Raw genomic sequence first — 26304 nt, 5'->3', positions numbered from 1 at the left:
CGTCACTCACGGAGCTCCTGCGCTGTGCCGATACGGCCAACCATTTTCGAGCGGTCCGGCGTGTCCACGACGATTCGCCCTTGGATCCGTGCGTGATCATCCTGCAAGCGCGTTCTGGACTGCGCGGACCGCCTGTATAACCGGCGCACCGCCTTTTTCGACAAGTGCGGCCAACCCTGCGATCTTCCGGAGTGGCGGACGGAGTTCGGTTTCGTCGCGTGACGGGTCGATGTGCCGCATGGATTCGTCCAGTTCCCGTTGATCGGGACCGTCGAGATGCGGCTTCAGCGCTTCGATCGCTTGGCGCAGTTCGTCGATGGCAGCGGACGCCGATTGAGAACCGGTGCCTCCCACATTGACGTTGCCACCGGAAACGTCGCCGACGACGCTGTTGACGTTTCCCGATTGTACGTTGTTCTGGACATGAAAACGGTTTCCCATGAGATTACCGGCCCATCCGTATGTTTCCACCAGAGACGTCACCGTAGATTTGGTTGATGTCGCCCCTGTCGACGGCATTGAAGACGTTGGTAACCATTTGTGGTCTATCGGGATCGTTGATCGCCTGCGAGATTTCCTGAATAAGTGTGTCGATTTCTGCCTGGTTCGTGCTCCACACAGCCGCATGCTCACCTCCGGAGGTGCTGAGCACCAGACCGTAAACGGGTGGGGGAACCTCTGTTTTGACAATCACCAGCACGAACAGTGTAATAGTGGCCGCCAGCAGAAGGAAAGCGATACCACCGTTTCCACAGAAGTAGAATATCGCGCTGAGGATGAGTCCGACGGCGCCGATGCCCCCGGCGTTTGAGAATCGATCGTCGTTGGCCTCCAAACGGCGCTTGCCCACACGGGCAATTTGCCCAAGCGGGTACAGCTCGCTATAGATTTTCAGGCTGCCGTCCTCGATTTTGACGGTCACGGGCGACTGGTTCAGCGGCACTGCTCCTCCTTGGACGTGGCACGAGTGTCCGTAGTGACGATCGTTGCGGTTCAATCCTCGGCGTTGGCGAGTAGGGGTTGGTTTCCATCGTAATAACGCAATTCAAGTAAAAACATATGCTATTGGGGTGATGAAGTTGAGATGGGCCGGGATTTCGATTCCGGGGCAGGATTACATCGTTGTGGAGTCACGTTGTGTTGTCAACCGGCATCGTGGCGACGGGTTCCGGGTGACCGGTGTTGACCAGCTGGTTCGTGCGTAGCGGACCGGATTCATTCAACGGTCGGGCGGCGGCGGATGCGGAGGGCGAGACGCACGACAATGGTCGAGTGTGGTGGGGTGTGGCCGACATCGACTTCAACTGTCATCTTTACGACACTGTGGTCAGGGGTGACGGGTGAGGCCGTAGGGCCACGGACAGAGTTCGTAGGAACAATGTTTCGGGAAACCTCGCCTCGGAAGTGAGGCGGTCAAATGACCAGGGATCGACCCTAAAGGCGAACGGCGGGTGTCATTCCTTGCTGCCCCGCGACGGGTGACGAATCCGAATCGGGTTGGTGGGGAACCGAGTTCGCTCTGAACCTGCGGGAGTGACGGAAGAAATAGAGTTCGCTGCATGTCACATTGTCGAGGGGGCTTGCACTCGAGCGGGGTTAAGGTTAGCCTAACCTAATGCTGTAGGTAGTTAGGTTAGCCTAACGCACTTTGCTTCTATTGTGCCAGAAAGGAAAATCCCAATGGCATGGACCAAGCTCGCCAGTTCAGAGCGCGCGGACTCGGTGGTGACCGACCATCCAGGCGGGAGGGCGCGGGATCAGATACTCACCAATTCGACTGCGGCGAGCTACCGCACCCTGATGCACACCGTCGTCAATGACATAGCCCGTCGATTCACGCAGGTACGACAACCGGGAACCGGCCGCACTCCCGAGCAGGTCTCTCAGGTTCACGAGGCGATCGATCTCGATCGCCCTCTGGACGACGTCGCTGCGGCACTGGAAGAGTTGCACGACGTTTATCTCAACGACGCCGTATGGTTTCACGACCCGAAATACCTGGCACACCTCAATTGCCCGGTTGTCATTCCCGCGGTCGCCGCCGAGGCGTTCAATGCCGCGATCAATACGTCCGTCGACACCTGGGACCAGAGCGCCGGCGCGACCCACATAGAACAGCGGGTCATTGATTGGACCTGTGGCAGGATCGGCTACGACAGTAGGTCCGACGGGGTTTTCACCAGCGGGGGAACCCAGTCAAACCTCCAGGCTCTGTTCCTCGCACGGGAAGAGGCACAACGACGGTGGGGGATGGCAAGGATCGGAGATTTCCGGATTTTCACCTCGGAATTGAGCCACTTCTCCCTCGTCAAGGCCGCCCGCATACTCGGACTCGGCGCTGACGCGGTCGTCGCCGTCTCCAGCGATGAGCGGCAACGCATGGATCCCACTGCCCTAAAGGAATGCCTGGTAGAGGCCACTGATGAGGGAAAAATACCGATGGCCGTCATCGCCACGGCCGGAACCACTGATTTCGGCTCCATCGATCCCCTGTACGAGGTAGCCGAATTGGCCGAAGCCTACGCGGGTCATTTCCATGTCGACGCCGCTTACGGATGCGGCTTGTTGGTGTCTCCCCAACGACGTCACAGTATCGGCGGCATCGAGCGGGCCGATTCGGTGACCGTGGACTTCCACAAATCGTTCTTCCAACCGGTGAGTTCCTCGGCGCTGCTGGTGAAGGAGGGGCGCCAACTAGGGCATGTGACCTACTATGCCGACTACTTGAACCCCGAATCCAGTGCCGAACCGAATCTGGTGGATAAATCCCTGCAGACGACTCGTCGCTTCGACGCTCTCAAACTCTGGTTGACCCTGCGGACCATGGGAGCCGACGCCATCGGGCGTTTGTTCGACGACGTCTGCGACCTGGCCGATGAGGTCTGGACACGAGTGGAAGCGCACCCCACGTTGGAGACGGTCACTCCCGCTTCCGAACTGTCCACCCTCGTTTTCCGTGTTCCGGGAGACGACGAAACACAACGCCGGGTTCGACGCGAGCTCGCCGCCGATGGAAGCGGAGCGGTAGCCGCCACAACATATCAGGGTAAACAGGTTCTCAAGCTCACCCTCTTGAATCCATTGACTCGGGTCGACGATGTCATGGGCGTCCTCGATCGGCTCGTCACCAACGTCTATCAAGGACCGCGATAATGCACGATTACGATTTCATTGCCGTGGGCATCGGACCGTTCAATCTCGGTCTTGCCTGCTTGAGCCGGCCCGTCGACGGTTTGGATGGGATATTCCTGGAGCGTAAGTCTACTGTGGACTGGCATCCCGGGATGTTGATTCCCGGCACCACCATGCAGGTTCCGTTCATGGCCGACCTGGTGACCATGGCCGACCCCACGAGCCCGTACTCGTTCCTCAACTATTTGAAGAACGTTGGCCGCCTGTACCCGTTCTACATTCGGGAGTCCTTTTTCCCCCTGCGCAGCGAATATCAAAGCTACCTGCGGTGGGTAGCCGAGCGACTCGACAACGTGCGGTTCCGCCGCGAAGTCGACTCCGTGGTATGGGATGAGGGTACGGGACACTACCTTGTCACCGCCGCAACGCCGGAAGGGACGGAGACCTACCGAGCACCGAAACTGATCGTGGGCACCGGCCCCAGGCCGTATATCCCCTCCGCGCTGCGCGGAGAGCCCGAGCGGTGTGTGCACTCAAGCGAATACGTGAACCGAAGCGCGGAGCTGAAGCAATCCGATTCGATCACGGTCGTGGGATCGGGGCAGAGCGCCGCGGAGATCTATGCGGACCTCCTCGACGGCGCGATCGACGGAGGTTATGAGGTCAACTGGGTGACGCGGTCGCCCCGTTTCTTCCCCATGGAATACACCAAATTGACCCTGGAGTTCACCAGCCCGGAGTACGTCGATTACTTCTACGACCTTCCCGGGAGCGAGCGCGATCGCCTCAATCGCGACCAACGCAACCTCTATAAGGGGATTGACGCCGATCTGATCAATGCGATCTATGACCGCTTGTATCAATTGAAACACGATCACGGCGGGGCACCGACGCGATTGTGGACGAATACCGAGCTGGAGGAGTTGGCGACCGAAGGCGATCGAATTCGTCTTCGACTGCGGCAGGTGGAGCAGGATGAACCGTTCTCACTCACCACGGACAAGGTCGTGATGGCCACCGGATACCGCAACGAGATTCCCGGCTTCCTCGAACCGGTACGAGACCGACTGCGTTTGGACGGACAGGGTCGGTGGAACGCACGAAGAGATTACGCGGTCGACGATGCGGGGACGATCTTCGTGCAGAACGGGGAGTTGGCGACCCACGGTTTCGTCACGCCTGATTTGGGTATGGGTGCCTATCGCAATTCTCATCTCATTCGTACTCTCACCGGAAAGGAAGTCTATCCGGTGGAAGAACGCATTGCCTTTCAAGAATTCGGAGTCGGGGAGTGACACTGTGACGAATACGAGCGTTTACGAAAGCGTTGATCCGCAGCTTGGGGAGATGGCCCTGCGGCCGATCGACCCGGTGGCGGACGCCGAGCTGTTGAGTAGTTGGCTACGAGATCCCAAGAGCAAATATTGGATGGCCCAGAACGCTACGGCGGAAAGCGTCCGTCATGAATACGAGTCCATGCGCTCGGATCCTTACGCAGAGGCGCTGATGGGCCTGCACCGGGGAGCACCACGCTTCTTCATCGAAGTGTACGAGCCGAGCCAAAGCGAACTGTCGGGGCGATACGAGCATAGGGAGGGCGACATTGGAATGCACGTCCTCACCGCCCCGACCCGGCAACGCCTGCAGGGATTCACCCGCGCGGTAATGCGCGTCACCATGGAGTACCTCTTCGACGCTCAGGGCGCACGACGAGTCGTGGTGGAGCCCGATGTGGACAACACCGCCATTCACCGCCTGAACTCCTGGGTCGGATTCAAGCCGGACACCGAGCTGCGATTGAACGACAAGGTGGCTCTGTTGAGTTTCTGCACCAAGGCCAACTTTCAAGCCTCCGAAGCGAAGGAACGGGGATAACGATGGAACGCACCACGATCGATCATCTGCGGCCCGAGTATTGGGAGGCCGAAACACGTCGTTTGCTGGCCAAAGCGATCGGCGAGTTTTCCCATGAACGCCTGCTGCACCCCGAGCTCTCCGGCGACACCTATGTGGTCGTCGGCCGCCGGTACCGATGGACGTTCCAGGCGCGTAGGCTCCCTCTCGACCACTGGATCGTCGACGGAGCGAGTCTTGAATGCCGCGATCGGGAGGACGGCGACGAATGCGAATTGAGTGCGGCCGAATTCATTGTGGATCTGCGAGAGGCGCTCGGCCTGAACGATGTCGTCCTACCGGTGTACCTCGAAGAACTGGCGTCCACCCTCAATCGGGCCGTCTGGCAACGCGCACACGGCCAACCGAGTGCCTCCGAACTGGCCGAAGGGGATTTCCAGACGATTGAGGCGGCAATGACTGCCGGCCATCCCTGTTTCGTCGCCGGATCGGGGCGCCTGGGAATGAGTATCGACGATTACGCCGCCTATGCGCCGGAGACGGCCGCCTCGGTGCGTCTGGAGTGGGTGGCTTTGCGCCGTGACGAGTCGCTCTTCGTGAGTACGGAGGGCGATACGACCACAATGGCGAAGGAGGTGACCGGCCCGGACTGGGACTGGATCTGCGAACGTTTGGACGGCCTGCACTTGACCGTCGACGACGTCCATCTGATTCCCGTTCACCCGTGGCAGTGGCGCAATAAGATCGCCATCGCCTTCGCCGCCGAGATCGCCACCGGTCGCATTGTGCATCTCGGTCAAGGGAGTTGTTCTTATCAGGCGCAGCAGTCGATTCGGACGTTCTTCAACCGGACCGATCCAAGTCAACCGTATGTCAAGACCGCCATGTCGGTGCTCAACATGGGGTTCATGCGGGGCCTGTCGACCGATTACATGGAGCTGACGCCGCGGATCAATCGATTCGTCGCCGACATCGTCCACACCGATCCGACGCTGCAGGAATCCGGGGTGCGCGTGCTGCGGGAACACTCCGCTGGAGGGTACTGGCACCCGATTTACACCGCTTGCGCGCCGAAGGGCTCCCCCTATCGGAAGTTCTTGGCGGCGCTGTGGCGGGAAAGCCCCATTCCGTACCTTGACGACGATGAGCAGCCCGCCACAATGGCGAGTCTGCTCCATCTCGACGAACAGGGTCGTCCACTGGTGTCGGAGTTGGTGAGACGTTCCGGTATCTCCGCACGGCAGTGGTTGCGCGAATATACGGAGGCCTATCTGACCCCGTTGGTGCACTGTCTGTACAAATACGGCTTGGCTTTCATGCCGCATGGAGAGAACGTGATCCTGGTGTTGCGGAACGGCCGGGTACGACGGGTGTTTCTCAAGGACATCGGGGAGGAGATTACGTTCCTGAACGGGATCACCACCGTTCCCGAGGATTTGGAACGGGTCACCGAGCAGGTATCCGATGCGGAGTTTCCGCTGTCCATCCTGACCGACGTAGTGGACTGTTTCCTACGATTCCTCGCGGGCATCATGGACGACGACGGGATCCTGCCGTGGAGTGCCTTCTGGGAGGTCGTCGCGGATGTACTGGAGCGCTATCAGCGGCGGCATCCGGAATTGAACAACAGGTTCGCGCGATGGGACCTGCGAGCAGACACTTTCCGGCTGTCATGTCTGAACCGCTTGCAGTTGCGGGACAACACGTCTCTGGTTGACTTGGAGAATCAATCCGACAGTTTGGTCTATGCGGGGGATCTCGACAATCCCTTGGCAGCCGAACATTCCGAGTGAACGAGCGGCCCCGGCGCATGGCGAGGTGAGTGTGCCGGGGGCCGATTTCGTTACAGCGATTCGGCGGTACGACGATCCAAAAAGGCCAGACGTGCGCGTTTGTCCGGCAGGTCGACCTCTGGGCCAAGGGCGAAACCGGCTCTGCGGAGACGTTTAAGGGCCTTGTCGTTTCGAGCGTCCGGTTCCACCACGACACGCTGGCGCGTGGGATCGGCAAAGAGGAACTTCGCAAAGACGCGCATGAGCTGTGCGGTGAAGTCGGCAACGAGAGTGCCGTCGCTTATCGGGGAAACGAGGAGATGCGCGCCGATGTCGCCGGGCTGCACGTCGTAACACTCGCCGACGGGATCGGCGTCCGGCTGGTAGGTCTGAAATAGGGCCACCGGCGAATCACCCCGCACGACGAGGTAAACATGATGGGTCGACAGGGAATCCAAGTACCGATAGATGTCTCGGACTTGTTCCTTATCGAGGTCGTTCATGCCCCAGAAGCGGGCACGCGGCTCATGAACCCATCGATGGATGAGATCGATATCGGCGTCCGGGTTCACTTCAACGAGTCGCACTGTTCCGAAATCTGGAATTCGGTGGGTGAACGTGGCTCGTCGCATTGTCAGGGTCTGAGTTTCGGTCATAGTGAACTCCTTGTGTAGCTCTTGCCAATCGGTGACGACACGAATAAGACATCCCTGTTGCCATAGGGGAAGTTGGTCGCTTTCATGCGGGTTGCCCACGACGCCGGACGCCCCGAACGGGACGATCCAGCGACTGCGGTCTCGCGACGACAGGTCCCAAACCCACCGAGCGGCAGGTCCACGCACGCAGCCATCGGTCACTCCCGGAACGCTGGTCGTGGAGAGCACACAGTCGTGATCGCCGCCGATCTCGAGGCGGTCCTCTCGACCCATCTCGCTCTGCCAGACCGATACGGTATGCACTGATCCCCACGGAGGAACCGTTTCGTTTTCAGCAGCGGTCCGTTCCAAAGCGTCAGCGACGATCGCCTCCACCTGGTCGTGGGCTAGGAGAAGGTTGTCCCGCGAAAGGAGATATTCGAGCGTGAAGGCGATGCGTGGACGTAGACTCAGCCACGCTTGAAATACCCCCGACGTGTTCGGATCGTCCGCCAGGGCCGAAAAATTCGGCACATCGGCGATGGCGGCGACCACCTGCGAGCGCAGCCGGGCAAACCAGGTCGCCTCCATGCTTCCGGCCTCCATACGCCGATCCCACTGGGACAAGCGGTGTTGTAGGCGAGACGCGGCGGGGGTCAACGAGTTCTGGCGCGAAACCGCGCGTACGAGGGGCTCGGCGGACGGCAACAGCGTGTCGGTGAATACCCGTTCCATATCGTCTGACGTCCATTTCTCCGCCGTGTTGAGCAACGTCCGAATGCGGTTCGCTCGGTGCGGTGGGGCGAATTCGATCCCCAAGTGCCCCACCAGATCACTGTCGTTTGCCATGACGGCCATGTCGGTAATGTTGTGACGCGGCAGCTTGGCCATTCCGTCCGGCCACCGGTAACGGCGATTCCGGGCCGAACGGGGTCGGATCGCGTCGGCGCGATCGCGAGACGGGACGCGACCGGCGACGCGATGCAGGTGTCCGCCACGGGCGTCGGCGGCCATGACGACGTTGACCGGCAAGACCCAGTGGTCGACGGCGTTGTCGATATCAGCAATGGTATTGGCCCGCAAAAGTTCCGGTAGAGCGGCGAAACCTAGATCTTTTTCCGACCGACTGGGACATCGCAGGCTCAACCATCCAGTGTCGTTATTGCCGGCGATAACGGGCCCGCGTTCCGTTTCCATGACCGTGACCGTCTCGCTCGTGCCGTCAGAGACCTTGATCGTCTCCTGATGCACGTGCACGGGTTCGTCCCCGTCTGGGCCGAGTGCGGTCACGTGACCATCGTGGTGAAATCGCAGTTGTTCCCAGAAGAGGTCCTGACTGTCGGCCATGGCATTGGTGATTCCCCAGGCCGCTGTTCCGGTATGCCCGAAGTGGGGAATTCCCGGGACTCCCGGTACGGCGAAGCCGAGCACGTCGAAGTCGGGACAGGCCAAGCGAATTTGTTGATAGAGACCGGGGCGTTCGATGATGCGGTGGGGATCCCCGGCGAGAATGGGGTGACCATGGGCGGTTCGGTGCCCCGGGATCAACCATCCATTGCTTCCGGCGGAATTCGGGCCGTCGGTGGCGAAGAGGTCAACGGCCTCCTCGCCGAGGACGGTGGCCACTCGGTCGCGCCAGAGCTTTGCGGGAAATCCCGAACCGAAAAGGATGTGGTGAGACAGCCAAATGGACAATGGGGTCCAGGGATTCCAGGCTGCGACACCGGTGTCGTGAGTGGCGAGGTAGAGATTGATACCTTCGGTATAGGCGTGTACCCAGGTAGCGGTATCCCGGTCAAGGCATTGGTAGGCGCGGTAACCGGTATCGTCGATGCGAGCCTGTCGGGCGAAGCGATCCCAATCGAGGTCGGTTCGTCCCCGAACCGCGGCGGAACGTCCTTCTGCGCGTCGTCGTTCCGACTCGATCTGTATTCCTCTGTCGGCTGCGGCCTCCCAACCTTGAGCAAGGGACAGCTCGATCGGATCGTCGCTCCAGAGGTGAGGAACTCCCCAGTCGTCCCGATACAGAGTGAACGCCATCCCCGTCCTTTCCATTAGATAAGGATAGTCTAACCTAACTTATGGAACATATGAACGAGGCGCATCGCGGTGTGAGCAAACCGTGGGAAGGACGTAATACGTGGGACGTGGAGTCGAGGGGTTCGTACTGAAACTCATGGGGAGCAAGGACTTCACCGTGACCGTTACCGATGCCGAACAAATAACCGACCATTATCGTCGCGTACACTGCGATGACGGCGGCCTGCTCCAGCAGATCGATCCGCACCCGACAATGTGGATACGTCTGTGGTTCGACAACGGCGGGAAACCACATCAACGCGCCTACACCGTCGTGAACCCGAACCCTCAGAAGGGAACCTTCAGCCTCGATTTCGCACTGCACGACGGCTGCGCCGCCAATTGGGCCCGAACCGCACAGCCCGGTGACACCATCGAGGCAACGGTGCAGGGAACCGGCTTTACCGGCCCCGATCCGGCACCTGAGCACCTCTACCTTATCGGTGACCCCGCCTCGATCCCGGCGATCAACTCGCTGCTTCGCCACCACTCCGAATTGCCCGCAACCGTCTGGTTGGAAACCGGCCACGAATCCGATACCGACATACCCCTCGCAACCGTCGCCGACCACCATGAGATTCACTGGGTTCCACGAAAAAACCAAGGGCAGGCACTCACCGACGAGGTTAGAGCCGTGCTTCCCGACGCGATCATGGAACCGGAACGAGCCTACGTCTGGATCGCCTGTGAAGCCGCCGTCACCCGTACGCTGGCATCATTCGCCCGCAAGGAACTGGGACTCCCCAAAAACCGAGTACACGCCCTCGGCTATTGGCGCTCGCGTTGAAACGACCCCTCCGCCTAAACCTATGGATCCAGTAGCCCGTCGATGCGTTCCGGGTGAGTGTAGACATTGAAACGGTCACCACGATTGAACGCCACCAAGGTCATCCCCGCCTGCGCCGCGAGATCCACCGCGAGCGACGAGGGAGCAGAGACGACCGACAGGAGACCGATCCCGGCCATGGCGGCCTTCTGGACGATGTCGAACGAGGCCCGACTGGTGACGGCCAGACTGTCACCGCGCAGCGGAAGGCGACCTTCCCGCCACGCCCAACCGATGACCTTGTCGACGGCGTTATGACGCCCGATGTCCTCCCGAACGACCGCCGGTTCTCCGGCGTCGTCGAAGAGTGCGGCGGCGTGATTGCCGCCGGTTCGATCGAACAGCTTTTGCGCGGGGCGCATCCTCCGATGCATGTCGACGAGTTGCCGCCGAGAGATACGCTCAGTGCCTACGTTTTGTCGAGGTATCCGATCCATGATGTCGGCAATCGACGTCGATCCACACACGCCGCAGGCACTGGTGACCGGATGGTCCCGGGCACACGGCGCCGTGATGTGATCGGCCAACCGGACGTCCACAATGTTGTAAACGTCCGCCCCGTTGCGACGGCAGTATCCGACGGAGACGAGGTCGTCGGCCCGCACGATGACCCCTTCGGTGTACAGATGCCCACAGGTGAAGTCGAAATCGTCTCCCGGGGTGCGCATCGTGGTCGTATAGGACGCCTGGGAGATACGAATTTCCAACGGCTCCTCCACGATCACCGAATCCAGAGTTGAGCGGGGACGATCATCGCGTACGGCGGTAATCCGGCGGCGGGTGACACGACGGCCCATACCTAGCTCCGCGCCACGACGGAACTGCGTTCCAGACGAATCGGAACTGATTTCGACGCGGGCGTATTGGACTGCTCGGCCACCGAATCCAGCGACACCAGGACGTTGGTCTCCGGGTAATACGCCGCCGCGCACCCCTTCGCCGTAGGGTAATGAACCAGGCGAAAACGTGACGCTCTTCGTTCCTTTCCATCGGCATCAATCGATATCAAATCCACCGTGGCTCCGTCCTCAAGACTCCGCCTTGTGGCGTCGACGGGATTGACGAACACCACCTGACGTCCATGATGTACACCCCGGTATCGGTCGTTCAAGCCGTAAATCGTGGTATTGAACTGATCGTGCGAGCGCAAGGTCTGCAGGATCAACTCGTCCGGTTTGACCGAGGGTGCTCGCAGGCGATTGGACGTGAGGTTGGCCCGGCCGGTGTCGGTGGGGAACGTACGACTGTCACGCGGCGGGTGGGGAAGGGTGAAACCATTGGGTTCACGTACTCTGCGGTTGAAATCCTCAAACCCGGGGACGATCCGGGATATGTGGTCGCGAATGCGGTCGTAGTCGGCTTTCAAATCACTCCATTCTATGGAGTCGTCCGCACCGAACACCGCCTCGGCCAGGTCGCAGACGATGGCGGGTTCGCTTTTCATCGTCCGACCGATCGGCGCCACCTTGCCTTGCGACGTGTGCACCTTGCTGAAGGAATCCTCCACGGTAACGAATTGCTCCCCACCGGCTTGGTGATCGCGGTCGGTACGACCCAGAGCGGGAAGGATCAGTGCCCGACGCCCGGTCACCACGTGCGAACGGTTCAGCTTCGTCGATACCTGGACGCTCAACTCACAGTTGCGCATGGCCGCTTCGGTCACTTCGGTGTCGGGGCCGGCGGAGACGAAGTTGCCGCCCATGGCCATGAAGAAACGGACCTCTCCCGCACGCATGGCCCGAATCGCGTTGACGGTATCCAGACCGTCCTCCCGCGGAGGTTCGAAATCGAACTCGCGGGCGAGCGCGTCCAGGAACGCACGTGGTGGGCGCTCCCAAATGCCCATGGTTCGGTCCCCTTGCACGTTGGAGTGCCCGCGTACGGGACACAGTCCGGATCCGGGCTTGCCGATATTGCCGCGCAGCAGTAGATGGTTGACCACTTCCCGCAGGGTGGGGACGGAGTGTTCGTGCTGGGTGAGGCCCATGGCCCAACATACGATGACCGAACGGGAACGCTGGATGAGAGACAGTAGTTGATCGATCTCGTATCGTGCCAGGCCGGTGTAGTCGTCGATCTTCTCCCAGAATTCCTCTGCGGGAGTGGACAGCAACGCCTCGGAGTAGTCGTGGTATCCGTCGGTGTACGTCTCGATGAAATCACCGTCGACTGCTTCGGCCTCAATGAGAGATCGGTTGAGAGCGCTGAAGAGCGCCAGATCTCCACCGACTCGAATCGGTAGGTGGAGGTCGGACAGTTGGGTTCCGGGACCGACCAGACCTCGAATCGACTGTGGATCGTGGTACCTTTCCAATCCTGTCTCGGGCAGCGGATTGATCGATACGATCCGGGCGCCCTGACGTTTGGCCTCTTCGAGAGTCGTCAGCATTCGCGGGTGGTTCGTACCGGGGTTCTGGCCGACGACCACGATGAGGTCGGTGTGGTGGAAGTCGTCGAACAGCACGGAGCCCTTGCCGATGCCGATGGTTTCCGACAACGCCGATGACGTCGACTCGTGGCACATGTTCGAACAGTCGGGGAGGTTGTTGGTGCCGAGTTTACGAGCGAAGAGCTGGTAGAGGAAGGCCGCTTCGTTTCCGGTGCGTCCGGAGGTATAGAAGACCGCTTGATCGGGACTGTCGAGGTTGTCGAGTTCGTCGGCGACGAGCGCGTACGCCTCCTCCCAGGAGATGGGGCGGTAATGGGTGGCGTCGGCGTCGAGGTAGAGCGGTTCGGTGAGGCGGCCTTGCTGTCCCAGCCAGTAGCCACTTCGCTGGGACAGTTCCTCTACCGAATGTCGAGCAAAGAAATCGGCACCGATGCCGCGCGCGGTCGCCTCCTCCGCGATGGCTTTGGCGCCGTTTTCGCAGAATTCCGCCGGCCGTCGCCGCTCGGGGTCGGGCCAGGCACAGCTGGGGCAGTCGATTCCGCCGTCTTTGTTCAGCGCTTTGAGGATGGGGAACCACCGACGCGGACCCATCTGTTTTTGGGCCGACCAGATACTGTTGACGACCGCTGGAATCCCTACGGCGTCGTCTTCCGGCGATGAGATCTTCAGACGTTTGGCTCGGGAACCTTTTGTCATGTCCGCGCTCCTGTCCACTCGGCATTTCGGCGGTTGGACCCACGTGCCAGCCTAATACACCCGGCCGTTCGGTACGGGTGAGCATGCGGTATTCCGGTACGAATCTTGGTGGGAGGTGACGGCCGCCGGTCCGTCTGTGAAACGGCCTCAAGCGAGAATTCGTCTGGCCCGGTGAAGTTCGGCGAAGGTGTCGCAGTCCTGCCAGGGGCGGGGTGATTCGTTCCAGGTGAGCGACTGAATTTCGACCTCCTGGTAGAGGGAGCGCATGGGACCGTTGGGTTCGACCGTTTCCGCTTGGTCGACCAAGAGGGAACGCGGCCAGAGTGCCGTCAACCATTGGGGTCTTCCGGTTTCATCCGTAAACGCGGTGACTCGATCAGGTCGTGCGGCGCACCGCAACGCCGTAAAGGCCGCTGAGTCGAAATAGGGCAGATCGCCTGCCAACAAGGCGATCCAGGGTTGGTGCCGGGGCACCGTCATCGCCGCTTGAGCGAGCGCGAAGGCGGGTCCGCTGTACGGTGGGCGTTCTACGAAGTGCGAGACCGTCTCCGGTAGGGGTGGCAGCGCGGTATCGCGATGGCCCACGGCGAGATGTTGGGCGGCTCCCGAAGTCGCGTGGACGAGACGCTCCAGAATCGTTTCGGTGCCGATACGGAGGTCGGGCTTCGAAACGCCGTTCATGCGTCGTGAGCGGCCGCCGATACAGACAAGTACGGCGACGTTTTCGGGAGCGGGCCCGTGGTCGGTCATGACATGCGGTCCTTGGTTGATGTGCGGTGTCCGCCGCATCGGATTCGCGGGCGTGGTGTCACGGATGATATCCGGCGGGGCTACGGTCCGCAATTCCGCATATTGAATACAGCCTCGTCCGCCGTTCGTTCGATGGTGCGTGAGGCAAACACACGTTATTCACCGGGAGAGGACGTTCGTTGGCGCAAGCGGTGCTTGGTGCCGGGCCGGACCACCAGGGTGAGGTCGGAACCGTCGAAAGCCACCGAGACGACGAGGTAACCGGCCGCCGTCAGAGCCTGAGCCAGTGCGGCCGTCTGGTTCGCGGACGAGAGCTCAACGTCCGTCTGTGCGCTCGGGCCGAAGCGACCGGACCTGATCTCGGCTGCCTGCCTGTCGATGGCGGCATGCCCTGGATACCACGCAACGTAGGCTTTGACGTCGTCCGACGGCCCGCGATAGGTGTGTACCTCCACGCCGGGCTCTCCAGTCGCACTCTCCATTGTGAACGCATTGAAACCGTGGGCGCTGAAGAAATCGACAAGCTCCACGGTGAGCTCATGCCGTGCCTGTTGCACGGTGGGGTCAATGGAAGAATTCATATACAACTACCAACAGAGGGTGTACTGATCAAACTCATTGTATAGGTTCTCAATACTCAATCTGCGCATCCATATTGCGGATGTGATCGCAGTTGCCTCTAGTAGACGGAAGCGTGCGGAGAGTGCCGTTGCCGATCGCGGAGGCAGATGCGGCGGGGGAGTCAGCAGGGGCGGTGAGGCGGACTATGACGTGTGACGCGAAAACCTTCGAATAAGGAATTCCGTGCGCGAGTCCGGTTGGCGGTCATCCGTTCGGCCCAACCGCTTCGCGTAGAGGGCGGCAATCGTCGCACACGGGCGGAAAGCGCGACTATCGTATTTTTCGCCCAAAGCCCCCTCCCGGGGGAGTCTCTACGCTCTCTGAGTGATTCCTGAGATGTTTGTGCAGGTTGTAGGGCGAATTTTTCTGATTATTCTTGCCCGAATGCAAACGACGAAGGGTAGTTCCTCCCCGTCCGAAGACCAGACGGGCAATGCTAAACACAGTCACCGGGGATTTCTCGGCACCGTCGGTGGCGTACTGCGGCATCGTGTCGTCGCCACCGCTTTGGCCACGATCGTCGCCACCGTCAGTGCCGTTGGTACGGCCGGTGCGATTCGGGACATCGACGATCGTTCCCACGAGGAGAAGATGGCCCAGGACATCGTGGCTGAAGGTATGGCCGCCAGCTATAGCTGGGAAGAGGTCGATGAGATGGACTCCATCATCGAACCGGAGCCGGAACCCGAGCCAGAGCCTGAGGAAGAAGAGGAAGAGCCGGATCCGGAACCCGAACCGGAGCCGAAACCCGAGCCTGAACCTGAGCCGGAGCCGGAACCGGACAACGGATCTGTTCCCATCTCGGGCGACTGCTCCTCATACTCCGGCAATCGGGCGATGGGCTGCACCCTGACCTTGGAACGCGGTTGGGGCATGGGCGAAGTCGAATGCCTCGTCAACCTCTGGAACCGTGAGTCGCAATGGAATGAATCGGCCACCAACCCCAGCTCCGGAGCATACGGGATCCCACAAGCGCTACCGGGAAGCAAGATGGCCTCCGCCGGCGACGATTGGCAAACGAACCCGGCCACTCAGATTACCTGGGGCTTGGACTACATTTCCGAACGCTACGGAACTCCATGCGGTGCCTGGTCCCATTCGGAGGCCACCGGTTGGTACTAATGAGCTAACCTCTGCAGATAGGTAGAGAAAAAGTTGAGTGGGGGGGGAGCGATCCATGCGATTGCTCCCCCACTCGACGTCGTATGGAGGTCACACCGAGGCGGACTCGGAGTGTAGGTCCAGGGCGGATCGTCGCAACGCCATACGATCCAGTTTGCGGGCACCTGTCAGTGGAAGTCGATCCACGAGGTGAATATGCGCCGGTTGTTTATAGGCGACGAGGTGTTCCGCGCAGTGTTGCTGCAGCCGTTCCACGTCCGGCTCCGCGTCGCCGGGAGTGACAAAGGCGATCACCTGTTCGTCGGTCCGGTCGTGTGGAATGCCGACGACCCCGACCGCGTCGACGGCGGGATGGTTCGTCAGAACCTCCTCCACTTCCCGAGGGAAGACGTTGAAGCCTTTCACGAAGATGACGTCCTTCAGACGGTCGCTTATGGTGAGAAAACCGTCCTCGTCCAGGTGTCCTACATCGCCGGTGTAAAGGTAGCCGTCAGTGAACGCCGCGGCGGTGTCGTCCGGGCGATTGAGGTACGCCGCGAAGAGGTGTGGTCCCTTGACTCGGATTTCGCCTTTCTGTCCGGGAGCGAGAACGCGGTCACGATGCCCGATTTCGGTGATCTCGACGTCGACATCGGGAGCGGCGGTGCCGACCGTTCCGGCCTTGGCTCCAAACGTGGCGGTATTGACCGTCAGGGGAGCGATTTCGGTCATTCCGTAGCCTTCGAAAATATCGATCCCACTGCGTTCTTTCCAGCGGCGTAGCAGTTCGACCGGGAACGGGGCCCCACCTGCCGGACAGGAGCGCAAAGTACTCAAGTCGGTGGAATCGAAGTTCTCGGCGGACAGAAGGGCGTTGTAAATGGCGGGCGGTCCACCACCGAAGACGGTGACTCGGTGTTTGCCCATCAAATCCACCACATGGTCGGGCTGGAAGCGTTCGGGCACTACGATCGAGGCTCTACCGAACACGGGATTGGCCACACCGTGCAGGAATCCGTATATATGAAAGAACGGCGCGACGGGCAGCCAGACGTCGCCACGCGCGGGGGTGGGCCACCCCCATTCCATCCGGCGCACCGAATCCATCATCGCCCGATGAGTGTGGGGGATGGACTTCGAACCGCCCGTCGTGCCGCCGGAAAACATGATGAGGGCGCGGTCGCTCTCGCCGGGGCAGTAGCCGTCGTCATCGACGGAATCGGATACGAGCCGGTCAATGGTTGACTCAGGGGAACTCAGATCAATGATCGCGCAGCGTTCGGTATCGGCGACGTCTTTGGTCACCTCCATCGATTCGGCGGTTACCAGAGCGAGGCGAGGGTCGGTGTCGTCGAACAGCGGTCGTAGGGCGGGAGCCGGGTAGTTGACGTTGAACAGGCAGGGAATTCCTCCCGCTGCCAGGATGGCCCAGAACGCAACGTGGTATTCGGGGGAGTTGCCGATCATCAGAGCCACATTGCGGCCGTGGACGCTGGCTGCGTGGAGGCGACGCGCCAGCGCCCAGACGGCGCTCGCTTCCTCGGCATAGGTCCACGTCCGGTCGCGATGAACCAGTGCGGGTGTATCCGGGGTCGTCGCGCAGGCATGGCGGAACATACTGAGAAGATCGGAGAACTCGGGTCGCGACTCTCCGATCCCGTGTGGTTCGGGGTGTCGGTTGAACGTCATTGTCCCTCCCAAAATGTGGAGTGTCGGTAAAGCGACCTCGCGGTTCGTCGCGGGGTGGATCTCCGCGACGGCCGCGTCTGCCGTCGGCCGAGTGTTGAGAGCGACGGATGCGTTGCGGCACATCGTGGAGGACGATTGTTCGCGTTACCGAAATCGTGGAACAGCTTTGTGCTCAGGCTAGATGTGAATTCCATTACTGTCAATACCAAATGGTACTGCGCTCGGCCGGCCACGAGGGTCGAACTTGATGTCCTAGGCGGAGCGATGTGGTGACGAGAGGTGTGGGCGTGTATCGACAGGGTCTTGATTTCGAAAAACGCTAGAAATCTCTTCTCTTGTCCCATACTGATATTGACTGATCCTCGTCCCTATGTAAACAATGAATGCCGATGTATTAAGTCTTGTGACATACCGAACGGTATGGTACGTTCAATCTGCAGCGAACGGAAGGTGAGGTATGACGCCAGCATCGTCGACCGAAACGATTGCGCCGCTTGGTAAAACCCTCGTGGCGGCGGAACACGAAACGAATTATCACGACAAGGGGACCGGTGATCCGGTTGTGCTGCTACACGGATCCGGGGCCGGGGTATCGGCTTGGTCGAACTGGGCCGGAATCGTCGATGAACTGTCCGAGCATTGCCGAGTGATCGCCCCCGACATCGCCGGATTCGGGCACAGCGAACTCAAACCGGATGCTCGTTACAACATCAAACTCTGGGTAAAGCACCTCATCGGCATCCTGGACGCTCTGAATCTGGAAAAGGTGTCGATTGTAGGCAATTCCTTCGGTGGTGCGCTTGGTTTGGCGACGGCCATGTCGCATCCGGACCGTATTGAGAGATTGGTGCTGATGGGTACGCCCTGCGGTACCTTTCCCATGACCGACGGTCTGCGTGCCCAAGGTGAATTCGACGGAAGCCGCGACAGCATGGAGCGGGCACTCAGCTACTTTCCCTATGACGCCTCCCTGATCACGTCGGATTTGGTCGACAAACGATTCGAGGCCGCGACCCGTCCCGGAGCCATGGAGGCCTTTCGGCGGCTGATGCCGCAGCCCACTGAATCCAACCCCATGGTGAAGGGTATCCCCCTGGAGCGCTTGGAATCGGTCGAACAACCCGCACTGATTCTGCACGGACGTGAAGACCGTGTCGTGCCGTTCGCGCGGGCCCTCGATCTCTTCGAGTCACTCCCCAATTCGCAACTGGTGGCTTTCGGGCGCTGCGGCCACTGGGTGCAGATTGAAAAACGTGACGCCTTTATGGCGGCGCTCCGGGACTTCCTCACCGTCAAGGGAGGTGTGGAATGAACCGCGACATCCTCGAAAAGGTTCTCTACGACCTGTCGACCAATCGGGCCAACCTCAAGCTGTTCTCCACCGAACCCGACAGGTTTCTCAAGCGTTACCGACTCAGCGAGGACGAACGTCAAGCCATCCTGGGCTATGAAGTGCGCACACTGGCCAATGAAGGTGTCAATACCATGTTGACCTGGGGTTATTGGCTGCAAAGTGGACGATCAAATGACGACTATCTCGCAGCGATGCGACAGTAGGAGGAATCAGTATGGCTCACGTCGTCGGGGGATTCGTCGTCCCGCACAACCCGGTCATGTACTTCAATCCCGATGGCCCCGACCCCCAGCAGAAAGAGACGGTGCAGGCGGCCTACCGGACGATCAGCGATCGTATCGGTGAGTTGGACGCCACCTCGGCGCTCATCATCGGTTGCGACCACTACATACTCTTCGGGCCCACCTGTCTGCCCCGTTACGTGATCTCCACCGGGGATCTCGAGGGCCCGATCGACCAACTACCCGGCTTGAAGCGGGGGCCGATTAAGGCCAACGGGCCCCTGGGAACTCATATTTCGGAACACGGCTTCGCCAACGGTTTCGACTACGCGGTCGGACGGGCGATGACGGTCGATCACTCCATCGCCGTACCGCATCAGCTCCTCCTCGAACCACACCCCCAGATCTCGACCGTGGCCCTCATGTTGGCCTGCGGTGTCGACCCGTATCTCCCCTTGGCGCGCGCCTGGGAACTCGGTCAGCAGATACGTCGAGCGATCGACGCCTTCGATCAGGACGAGCGGGTGGTCGTGATCGGTTCGGGCGGCATCAGCCATTGGGTCGGCGACGAAAACATGGGCAGGGTCAACCCGGATTTCGACGCCATGATTCTGGACGCTCTCAATAACGGCGACGTCGATCGGCTCCTTGGTCTGAGCGACGAGGAGATCACCGAACAGGCCGGCAACGGCGCCATGGAGATCCGTACCTTCCTGTGCGCCATGGGCGTATGTGGGGCGGCAGGCGGAAGCACCGTCGCCTACGAAGCCATCCCCGAATGGGTCACCGGCATGGGACTGGCCGAATTGGAGGTGTCGGGCCGTGCCTAAAGTCGAAATCTGCCCTGCCGACGTGGTGGAAGCCGAAGAGGTCGTTCGGGCGGAGCTGGACTCCGGTAGTGCCGTCGGGCTCACGCGTGACTCACGCGGCGACATTTTCGCCTTCCCGGACCAATGCCCGCATCGCGCCGGACTCCTGTCGGACGGCTGGGTCGAAGACGATCGCGTCATCTGCTCAGTCCACTTTGCTGAATTCGACCTCTCCACCGGTCAGGCCCATCAAGCGCCCAGCGACTGCCCCAACCTCACCTTCTATCCGGTGCACGAGGTGGACGGGATGGTCTACGTCGAGCTTCCCGAGGGAGAAGGAGTCGACCAATGAGCGTAGCGCGACCACAGCCCCCGGAGATGAGTCCGGTTTATCCGCAGGCCGGAGCGTACCCCGAATTCGCGGATTTGGTGAACCCGGAACGCTGCACCGTCGATCGGTCGGTATTCGTCGATCCGGAGGTGTACCGTGCCGAATTGCGACAGATCTTCGCTCGGTCCTGGTTGTTCCTCGCCCACGAGAGCCAGATCCCCAAGCCGGGCGACTTCGTGCGCACCCGTATGGGGGAAGACGACGTCATCGTCGTGCGCCAACGTGACAAGAGTGTACGTGCGCTGGTCAATTCCTGCCCGCATCGGGGAAACCGCGTCTGCATGGCCGACGCGGGGGAGAAGGCGCGTGGCTTCATCTGTAATTATCACGGTTGGTCGTTCGGACTCGACGGTCGTCTCCGAGGGACCGACGGAGGCGTGTACGACACCGATCCCGACTTCGAGGCCACCGGCATTGGACTGACCCCGGTTGCGCAAGTGGACGAATACAAGGGACTCATATTCGGTACCTTCGACCCTGACGCGCCGAGCTTGGCAGAGTGGTTCGGTCCCTTCACGTATTACCTCGATGTCATGTTGGACAACGAGGAGGGCGGTACGGAGTTCATCGGCGGTGCCATACGGTCGCAGATGCGGGCCAACTGGAAGTTTCCCGCCGAGAACTTCGTCGGGGACATCCTGCACGCCTATTGGACGCATCAGTCGGGCGCCTCCGCCGTGCTCGGTGGGGGAGTCGAGCTTGGTAAACACTATGAGGAGCGTGCCTTCCACGCGAGCGTGTTCGGCCACGGTATCGAGACGAATCAGGACAAGGTCGGGAACACCCGCACGCTGGGATACGATGCCTTGACCCAGTACGTCTTCGACCGTTATGAGGCACGCAGGGAACGCCTCGGCGAGGTCCGGGCCCGCATGGTCGGAGCGGTGTCGTCGTGCAACGTGTTTCCCAACTTCTCCTTTCTACCGGGACAGGCCTCGTTCCGGGTATGGCAGCCGACCGGTCCGAACAGCATCGAGTTGTACACCTGGACCTTGGTGAACAAGAACATGCCTGAGGAGATCAAGGAGTTGTACCGCAAGGGAACGATGATGACCTTTTCTCCCGGCGGGATCTTCGAGATGGACGATGGAGAAAACTGGGAGTACTGCACCGGGCAGAATCAGGGTTTCGTGACGCGCCATCAGCCCCTGCATTACGGTTTGGGTCTGCGCAGCGCCGAGACCGACCCGCAGCTTCCCGGCCACGTTTATCGCGGCAGCCTGAACGACGCCAATCAACGCATGTTCTATCAGCGTTGGCGGGAGTTCATGATGTACGACAACTGGGAGGACCTGCAGAAGGCGCCCTCCGCACCGCCCGGGGGCCGATCATGAGTCGAGCGCGCGCCGCGGAGGATTACGGCATCGACTGGGATCGCCCCGTCCGAGGAGCCGAACGTGAAGCCATGGTCCTTCTCCTCCATCGCGAAGCACGCCTGCTTGACGAGGAGGACTACACCCGTTGGGCGGAGATGCTGCATCCCGATATCCACTACTGGATGCCGGAACGCCAGACTCGCCGTCGCGACGACAAGCGGGGAACCTATGCCTACGGAGACATGGCGTACTTCGACGATCACATGGACGAGATCGTCGTCCGCATGCGACGGTATGCCGAGCCGTCGGCCTGGGCGGACAATCCCGCTACCCGCCATGTCCATCTGGTCTCCAATATCGAGGTCTTCGAAACCTCGGGCGGGGAGAGGGCGGTGCTGTCGGCCTTTGAGAACGTGCGCAACCGTAACGAGCGTGATCAGGACATTATCCACGGTCGCCGCGAGGATCTGTGGTCGCACGACGGGCACGGATGGAAGCTGGTGGCCCGCCGAGTCTTGACCGTTCAGAATATTTTGTTGTCTAAAAACCTCAATACTTTCTTCTAGGGGGACGCATGGGACAACTGGACGGTTACGTCGCCATAGTGACCGGTGGAGGGTCCGGTATCGGTCGTGCCGTGGTCGACCGATTCGTCGCCGAGGGCGCTTGTGTCGGGGTCCTGCTACGCGATAAAGACCAGGCTAAACGCTTGCACGCCGATCACGGTGAATCGGTGATCACGACTCTGGGAGACGTGCGGGAGTGGGACAGCAATAGGCGCGTCGTCTCCGACACCTTGGCGACCTTCGGTCGCCTGGACACCATGATTCCCAACGCCGGCGTGTACGACTTCTTTCAGGGGTTGGAGGACATGGACGGTGACGCGATCGGCGAGCGTTTCGATGAACTGTTCGACGTCAACGTCAAGGGTTACCTTCTGGCCGCACGGGCGGCGGTGGAGGAGTTGCGTTCGACCCGGGGATCGCTTATTTTCACTCTCTCCTCGTCGTCGCTGTACTCGGGGGGAGGCGGAATCCTCTACGTCAGCGCCAAGCACGCTCTTGTGGGCACGGTACGTCAGCTAGCCTTCGAACTGGCCCCCGACGTGCGGGTCAATGCCGTGGCTCCCGGGGCCACCCGAACCCCGTTGTCGGGAGTCGAGGGGGCGGGCAAGGACAAGCAGCTTTCTGAATTGGACGGATTTGAGTCGATGGTGGAGAAAACCGTTCCCTTGGGTTTCCTCTCCGAACCTCAGGATCATGCGTCGCTCTACGTCACCTTGGCCTCTCGGGAGGCCAGCCCTTTCACTACCGCCGCGGTCATTCCCTCCGACGGCGGCCTAGAGGTACGCGGAGGAGGTCGGCGCCGCAAGGGCGGTGGATAAGTCACGAACTCCTCTGCCCAGTCGCTCGGCGAACGCGCCTCTCCGTCTCGCCTCGAAGCCCCCGGAATGACCACCGATGCGAAAGGATGAGACGTGAACGACGCTTGGTCTCGACTTGTCGACCAACTGAAACTGCCCGTCATAGCCGCCCCGATGTTCCTGGTGTCCGGCCCCGATCTGGTTCTCGCCGCGTGCCGCAGCGGCGTGATCGGGTCGCTTCCGGGCCCCAACGGCCGTACCCTGGAGGACCTCCACTCCTGGTTCGACACCATTACCACCGGCCTGGAATCCGACGTCAAGGACGGTGTGCCGAGCGCTCCGTGGGCGTTCAACATGCTGACACACTCCACCTACGGTCGCTTTGACGCGGAACTGGAGCTGGTCAAACACTTCCAACCGCGTCTGGTCATCACCGCTCTGGGAGGCCCGCAACGGGTCGTGGACGATGTGCACGACTATGGGGGACTGGTTTTCGCCGACGTCAATTCTCCGGCATATGCCCGCAAGGCGGTCGCCCGTGGTGCAGACGGACTGGTCCTGGTGTCGGCGGGCGCGGGTGGGCATACGGGTGCCTATGCCATGTCGGCGTTCATCGATGAAGTGCGGTCGTTCTTTTCTGGACCGGTCGTGGCGGCGGGAGCGATCTCGACCGGGCGCTCGGTGCGAGCGGCGGAGACCCTGGGCGCCGACTTGGCCTACATGGGAACCCGTTTCATTGCGGCCGAGGAGTCGTTGGCGGCAGGGCCGTACAAGTCCATGCTTACCGAATCTCATATGGAGGACGTGTTCACCTCCGACGCGGTCACGGGTGCCAAGGCCAACTGGTTGCGTCCGTCATTGCATGCCAACGGTGTTGAACTGTCAGAGGATAAACCGGACATCGACTTCGCCGGTGACATGCATGCGGACGCCAAGGCCTGGAAACACGTGTGGAGCGCAGGGCACGGGGTCGGCGAGGTCGCGGCCGTGGAACCGGCCGCCGATATCGTTGCCGGAGTGATCGAGGAATACCGAAAAGCCGTCATAGCGGAACGGCTGCATCGGACGGCCTTCGCTCGTCGGCTCGGAATACTGTAGTGGAGCGCTGGGGAATCGTTAGGTGAGGACATGACTGTAGACCCATGTGAACAGGTCGCGGAGGACCTACGCGCGGCGGCACGCGATGCCGTCGCGGTCGCGCCGGTTCGAGAGGTAATCGGGGCGACCGACATTGAAACCGCCTATGCGGTTCAGGACGTCAACACCCATCATGTGACCGGCCGAGGCGCGCGGATCGTGGGGCGCAAGATCGGTCTGACCTCTGTTGACGTTCAGGCTCAACTCGGCGTTGATCAGCCGGACTTCGGGATGCTGTTCGATTACATGGACATACCCAACGAAGGGACCATCTCGACGTCAGGACTCATCGCTCCACGAATCGAGGCGGAAATCGCGCTGGTCATGGGTGGCGATCTCACACGTTCGAACGTCACCACCGCCGAGGCGATATCGGCGGTGGACTACGCGGTCGCGGCTCTGGAAATCATCGATTGCCGTATAGCCGAGTGGGACATCTCCATCGTCGACACCATCGCCGACAATGCGGCCGCCTCGCATTTTGTTCTGGGACATACTCCGCGTCGTCTGACGGATTTGGACATCGCCGCCTGCACGATGGACATGCGGCTGAACGACGAGCGGGTGTCGACCGGGACCGGTCGTGACTGCCTCGGTTCCCCCCTCAACGCCTTGCGCTGGTTGGCGGCCAGAATGGCGGAGCGCAACCGCCCCCTGCGGCGTGGAGACGTGGTGCTCACCGGCGCACTGGGGCCGACGGCCGCCGTGCGTGCCGGTGACCGGGTTTCCGCTCGTCTGGGCCCTTTGGGAGAGGTGGCGGTGAACTTCTCTTAGTCTCGATTTCCTGCTGGTAACTCGGAAGCGGCCACCTCGGGTGGCCGCTTTTTTATGTCCTGGAACGGATCTCGCCGGGGGTTTGTCAGTGGAACCTTCTAGGTGCTATGGTTCATTAGTTAGCTAATTAACCCCTCAAGTACTGAACCAGGAGACGGCGAGATGTTTGATGACGGAACACCCATATATCGCCAGATCGCTGATCAGATCAAGTCGGACATTATGAACGGCACCTTGCCACCCGGAGGAAAAATCATGTCCACGAACGAGTACGCTTCGTTTTTTCGGATCAACCCCGCGACCGCGCAGAAGGCCTTTAAAGACCTGGTCGATGAAGGGGTTTTGTACAAACAACGCGGTATTGGAATGTTTGTGGCCGACGATGCCCGGGACAGATTGTCCAGCGATTATCGGGAACAGTTCTTTCAGGAAGTACTGGAGCCTCTGTTGGAGCGCGCCCAAGCGGCGGGAATCAGCATCGAGGACATTATTCATTATCTACGCGATCAAGCTGAGGTGTCGGCATGAGTTTCTCGGTTTCCACCCGCGATCTGGGCCTGAAGTACGGAGCGACCACCGCCCTCTCGCAGGTCACACTGAATCTGGAGCCGGAAAAGATTTACGGACTGTTGGGGCGGAACGGGTCGGGAAAGACCAGTCTGCTGAGCCTGCTGGCCGGATTCCGTAAGCACTCGCAGGGGTCGTTGTCCGTGGGCGGTCAAACGGTCTTCGAAAACATCGATATCGTCTCGCAGGTCTGCCTCATCAGAGAAGGCGGGGACTTCGACGACTCCGATGACGGCAACGAAGTATTCGACCTCTGTGACATGCGACCGCATTGGGACGGCGCGTACGCCGCGTCGTTGGCGGACAAATGGGAAGTGGACCTCGATAAGAAGGTGTCGCAACTGTCGCGAGGGCAGCGCTCCAAATTGGCGGGCATCACCGGTTTGGCCTCCGGAGCGGACCTGATCATGTACGACGAAGTCCACTTGGGAATGGACGCCCCGAGTCGTGACGCCTTTTATCGCGAAGTGCTCCAGACCTATATGGACCGTCCGCATACGGTGATTCTATCGTCGCATCTGATCGACGAAGTGGCCTCCATGCTGGAAGAGGTGATCATCCTGGACAAGGGTCGAGTCCTCCTCCATTCGGACAAGGATTCTCTGGACACCATGGGAGCCACTCTGACCGGAAGTGCGGAGGCCGTCGACGGAGCCACCGCGTCGCTCGAAGTGCTGTCCGAACAACGTCTGGGGCCCACAAAGAGCGCGACGGTCGTCGAACTTCCCGACGACGTCCGACGTCGCCTGCCCCGTGAGGGAGTGGAGATCAACCCGATCGGACTGCAGGATTTGTTCATACACCTCACCAACCCGGATAGGTAATACC

Annotated in this window: 25 protein-coding genes; 17 read left to right on the top strand and 8 right to left on the bottom strand. The window is 60.7% G+C overall.

Annotation, left to right across the window (positions count from 1 at the left end):
- Nucleotides 1-96: 96 nt before the first annotated feature.
- Both HALAL_RS17870 and HALAL_RS0115485 read right to left on the bottom strand, forming a co-directional pair.
- The gene (locus HALAL_RS17870) at nucleotides 97-471 is read right to left on the bottom strand and encodes a hypothetical protein (protein WP_156937768.1); all 375 of its coding nucleotides are present in this window, start codon (nucleotides 469-471) and stop codon (nucleotides 97-99) included.
- Nucleotides 446-943, bottom strand: coding sequence for a DUF6232 family protein (locus HALAL_RS0115485; RefSeq protein ID WP_025274872.1), 498 nt, complete (start codon nucleotides 941-943; stop codon nucleotides 446-448). The genes HALAL_RS17870 and HALAL_RS0115485 overlap by 26 nt, the downstream gene beginning before the upstream one ends.
- Nucleotides 944-1800: 857 nt before the next feature.
- On the opposite strand from HALAL_RS0115485, the gene HALAL_RS0115475 reads away from it, so the two are divergent.
- The 4 genes from HALAL_RS0115475 to HALAL_RS0115460 are packed head-to-tail and all read left to right on the top strand — an operon-like array spanning nucleotide 1801 to nucleotide 6779.
- Nucleotides 1801-3153, top strand: a complete 1353-nt coding sequence (locus tag HALAL_RS0115475; protein WP_051463095.1) for a pyridoxal-dependent decarboxylase — start codon at nucleotides 1801-1803, stop codon at nucleotides 3151-3153.
- The gene (locus HALAL_RS0115470; protein ID WP_025274870.1) at nucleotides 3153-4427 is read left to right on the top strand and encodes a lysine N(6)-hydroxylase/L-ornithine N(5)-oxygenase family protein; all 1275 of its coding nucleotides are present in this window, start codon (nucleotides 3153-3155) and stop codon (nucleotides 4425-4427) included. The genes HALAL_RS0115475 and HALAL_RS0115470 overlap by 1 nt, the downstream gene beginning before the upstream one ends.
- A 4-nt stretch (nucleotides 4428-4431) precedes the next feature.
- On the top strand, nucleotides 4432-5007 hold the full coding sequence (locus HALAL_RS0115465) for a GNAT family N-acetyltransferase (protein WP_025274869.1): 576 nt from the start codon (nucleotides 4432-4434) through the stop codon (nucleotides 5005-5007).
- A 2-nt stretch (nucleotides 5008-5009) separates the two neighbouring features.
- A complete protein-coding gene (locus tag HALAL_RS0115460) occupies nucleotides 5010-6779 on the top strand; it encodes an IucA/IucC family protein (protein ID WP_025274868.1) in 1770 nt (589 codons plus the stop codon).
- 50 nt (nucleotides 6780-6829) lie between these two features.
- Here the strand turns inward: HALAL_RS0115460 and HALAL_RS0115455 are convergent, their stop codons facing one another.
- Nucleotides 6830-9448: a GNAT family N-acetyltransferase gene (locus tag HALAL_RS0115455; RefSeq protein ID WP_084472043.1), complete on the bottom strand. Its 2619-nt coding sequence runs from the start codon at nucleotides 9446-9448 to the stop codon at nucleotides 6830-6832.
- Nucleotides 9449-9533: 85 nt separating this feature from the next.
- Between HALAL_RS0115455 and HALAL_RS0115450 the strand changes: the two genes are divergently transcribed.
- Complete coding sequence (locus HALAL_RS0115450; RefSeq protein WP_029768130.1) at nucleotides 9534-10259, top strand: siderophore-interacting protein; 726 nt, start codon at nucleotides 9534-9536, stop codon at nucleotides 10257-10259.
- A gap of 20 nt (nucleotides 10260-10279) precedes the next feature.
- Here the strand turns inward: HALAL_RS0115450 and fdhD are convergent, their stop codons facing one another.
- From fdhD to HALAL_RS0115430, 4 genes are all read right to left on the bottom strand, one after another.
- Nucleotides 10280-11095: a formate dehydrogenase accessory sulfurtransferase FdhD gene (gene fdhD / locus HALAL_RS0115445; protein ID WP_025274864.1), complete on the bottom strand. Its 816-nt coding sequence runs from the start codon at nucleotides 11093-11095 to the stop codon at nucleotides 10280-10282.
- A 2-nt stretch (nucleotides 11096-11097) separates the two neighbouring features.
- On the bottom strand, nucleotides 11098-13383 hold the full coding sequence (locus HALAL_RS0115440; RefSeq protein WP_025274863.1) for an FdhF/YdeP family oxidoreductase: 2286 nt from the start codon (nucleotides 13381-13383) through the stop codon (nucleotides 11098-11100).
- Nucleotides 13384-13530: 147 nt separating this feature from the next.
- Nucleotides 13531-14226 (bottom strand): molybdenum cofactor guanylyltransferase, encoded by a 696-nt coding sequence (mobA, locus tag HALAL_RS17865; RefSeq protein ID WP_025274862.1) that lies wholly within the window; start codon nucleotides 14224-14226, stop codon nucleotides 13531-13533.
- A 62-nt stretch (nucleotides 14227-14288) separates the two neighbouring features.
- Nucleotides 14289-14714, bottom strand: coding sequence for a hypothetical protein (locus HALAL_RS0115430; protein WP_025274861.1), 426 nt, complete (start codon nucleotides 14712-14714; stop codon nucleotides 14289-14291).
- A gap of 424 nt (nucleotides 14715-15138) precedes the next feature.
- Here HALAL_RS0115430 and HALAL_RS18960 point away from each other — a divergent pair, with 424 nt between their 5' ends.
- Nucleotides 15139-15876, top strand: a complete 738-nt coding sequence (locus tag HALAL_RS18960) for an aggregation-promoting factor C-terminal-like domain-containing protein (protein ID WP_025274860.1) — start codon at nucleotides 15139-15141, stop codon at nucleotides 15874-15876.
- A 90-nt stretch (nucleotides 15877-15966) separates the two neighbouring features.
- Here HALAL_RS18960 and HALAL_RS0115420 read toward each other — a convergent pair whose 3' ends face one another.
- Nucleotides 15967-17544, bottom strand: a complete 1578-nt coding sequence (locus tag HALAL_RS0115420; RefSeq protein ID WP_025274859.1) for a class I adenylate-forming enzyme family protein — start codon at nucleotides 17542-17544, stop codon at nucleotides 15967-15969.
- Nucleotides 17545-18001: 457 nt separating this feature from the next.
- Between HALAL_RS0115420 and HALAL_RS0115415 the strand changes: the two genes are divergently transcribed.
- The 11 genes from HALAL_RS0115415 (at nucleotide 18002) to HALAL_RS0115365 (ending at nucleotide 26300) form a co-directional block, all read left to right on the top strand.
- Entirely contained in the window at nucleotides 18002-18856 is an 855-nt protein-coding gene (locus HALAL_RS0115415; protein WP_051463010.1) for an alpha/beta fold hydrolase, read from the top strand.
- A complete protein-coding gene (locus HALAL_RS0115410; protein WP_025274857.1) occupies nucleotides 18853-19101 on the top strand; it encodes a hypothetical protein in 249 nt (82 codons plus the stop codon). Before HALAL_RS0115415 ends, HALAL_RS0115410 begins: the two co-directional genes overlap by 4 nt.
- 11 nt (nucleotides 19102-19112) lie before the next feature.
- A complete protein-coding gene (locus tag HALAL_RS0115405) occupies nucleotides 19113-19949 on the top strand; it encodes a DODA-type extradiol aromatic ring-opening family dioxygenase (protein WP_025274856.1) in 837 nt (278 codons plus the stop codon).
- On the top strand, nucleotides 19942-20280 hold the full coding sequence (locus HALAL_RS17075; protein WP_025274855.1) for a Rieske (2Fe-2S) protein: 339 nt from the start codon (nucleotides 19942-19944) through the stop codon (nucleotides 20278-20280). The genes HALAL_RS0115405 and HALAL_RS17075 overlap by 8 nt, the downstream gene beginning before the upstream one ends.
- Nucleotides 20277-21653, top strand: a complete 1377-nt coding sequence (locus HALAL_RS0115395) for an aromatic ring-hydroxylating oxygenase subunit alpha (protein WP_025274854.1) — start codon at nucleotides 20277-20279, stop codon at nucleotides 21651-21653. The genes HALAL_RS17075 and HALAL_RS0115395 overlap by 4 nt, the downstream gene beginning before the upstream one ends.
- Nucleotides 21650-22201: a 3-phenylpropionate/cinnamic acid dioxygenase subunit beta gene (locus tag HALAL_RS0115390; protein WP_025274853.1), complete on the top strand. Its 552-nt coding sequence runs from the start codon at nucleotides 21650-21652 to the stop codon at nucleotides 22199-22201. Before HALAL_RS0115395 ends, HALAL_RS0115390 begins: the two co-directional genes overlap by 4 nt.
- A gap of 8 nt (nucleotides 22202-22209) precedes the next feature.
- Complete coding sequence (hcaB, locus tag HALAL_RS0115385; protein ID WP_025274852.1) at nucleotides 22210-23019, top strand: 3-(cis-5,6-dihydroxycyclohexa-1,3-dien-1-yl)propanoate dehydrogenase; 810 nt, start codon at nucleotides 22210-22212, stop codon at nucleotides 23017-23019.
- A 93-nt stretch (nucleotides 23020-23112) separates the two neighbouring features.
- Nucleotides 23113-24096 (top strand): NAD(P)H-dependent flavin oxidoreductase, encoded by a 984-nt coding sequence (locus HALAL_RS0115380; RefSeq protein ID WP_025274851.1) that lies wholly within the window; start codon nucleotides 23113-23115, stop codon nucleotides 24094-24096.
- A gap of 30 nt (nucleotides 24097-24126) precedes the next feature.
- A complete protein-coding gene (locus HALAL_RS0115375) occupies nucleotides 24127-24909 on the top strand; it encodes a 2-keto-4-pentenoate hydratase (protein WP_025274850.1) in 783 nt (260 codons plus the stop codon).
- A gap of 162 nt (nucleotides 24910-25071) precedes the next feature.
- Entirely contained in the window at nucleotides 25072-25437 is a 366-nt protein-coding gene (locus tag HALAL_RS0115370; RefSeq protein ID WP_025274849.1) for a GntR family transcriptional regulator, read from the top strand.
- Nucleotides 25434-26300: an ATP-binding cassette domain-containing protein gene (locus HALAL_RS0115365; protein WP_025274848.1), complete on the top strand. Its 867-nt coding sequence runs from the start codon at nucleotides 25434-25436 to the stop codon at nucleotides 26298-26300. The genes HALAL_RS0115370 and HALAL_RS0115365 overlap by 4 nt, the downstream gene beginning before the upstream one ends.
- The last annotated feature ends 4 nt before the right edge of the window (nucleotides 26301-26304 follow it).

Origin of the sequence: Haloglycomyces albus DSM 45210 (assembly GCF_000527155.1) — a bacterium.
Classification (GTDB): domain Bacteria; phylum Actinomycetota; class Actinomycetes; order Mycobacteriales; family Micromonosporaceae; genus Haloglycomyces; species Haloglycomyces albus.
The sequence above is the reverse complement of the archived record's forward strand: the minus strand, read 5'-3'. Positions and strand labels throughout refer to the sequence as shown.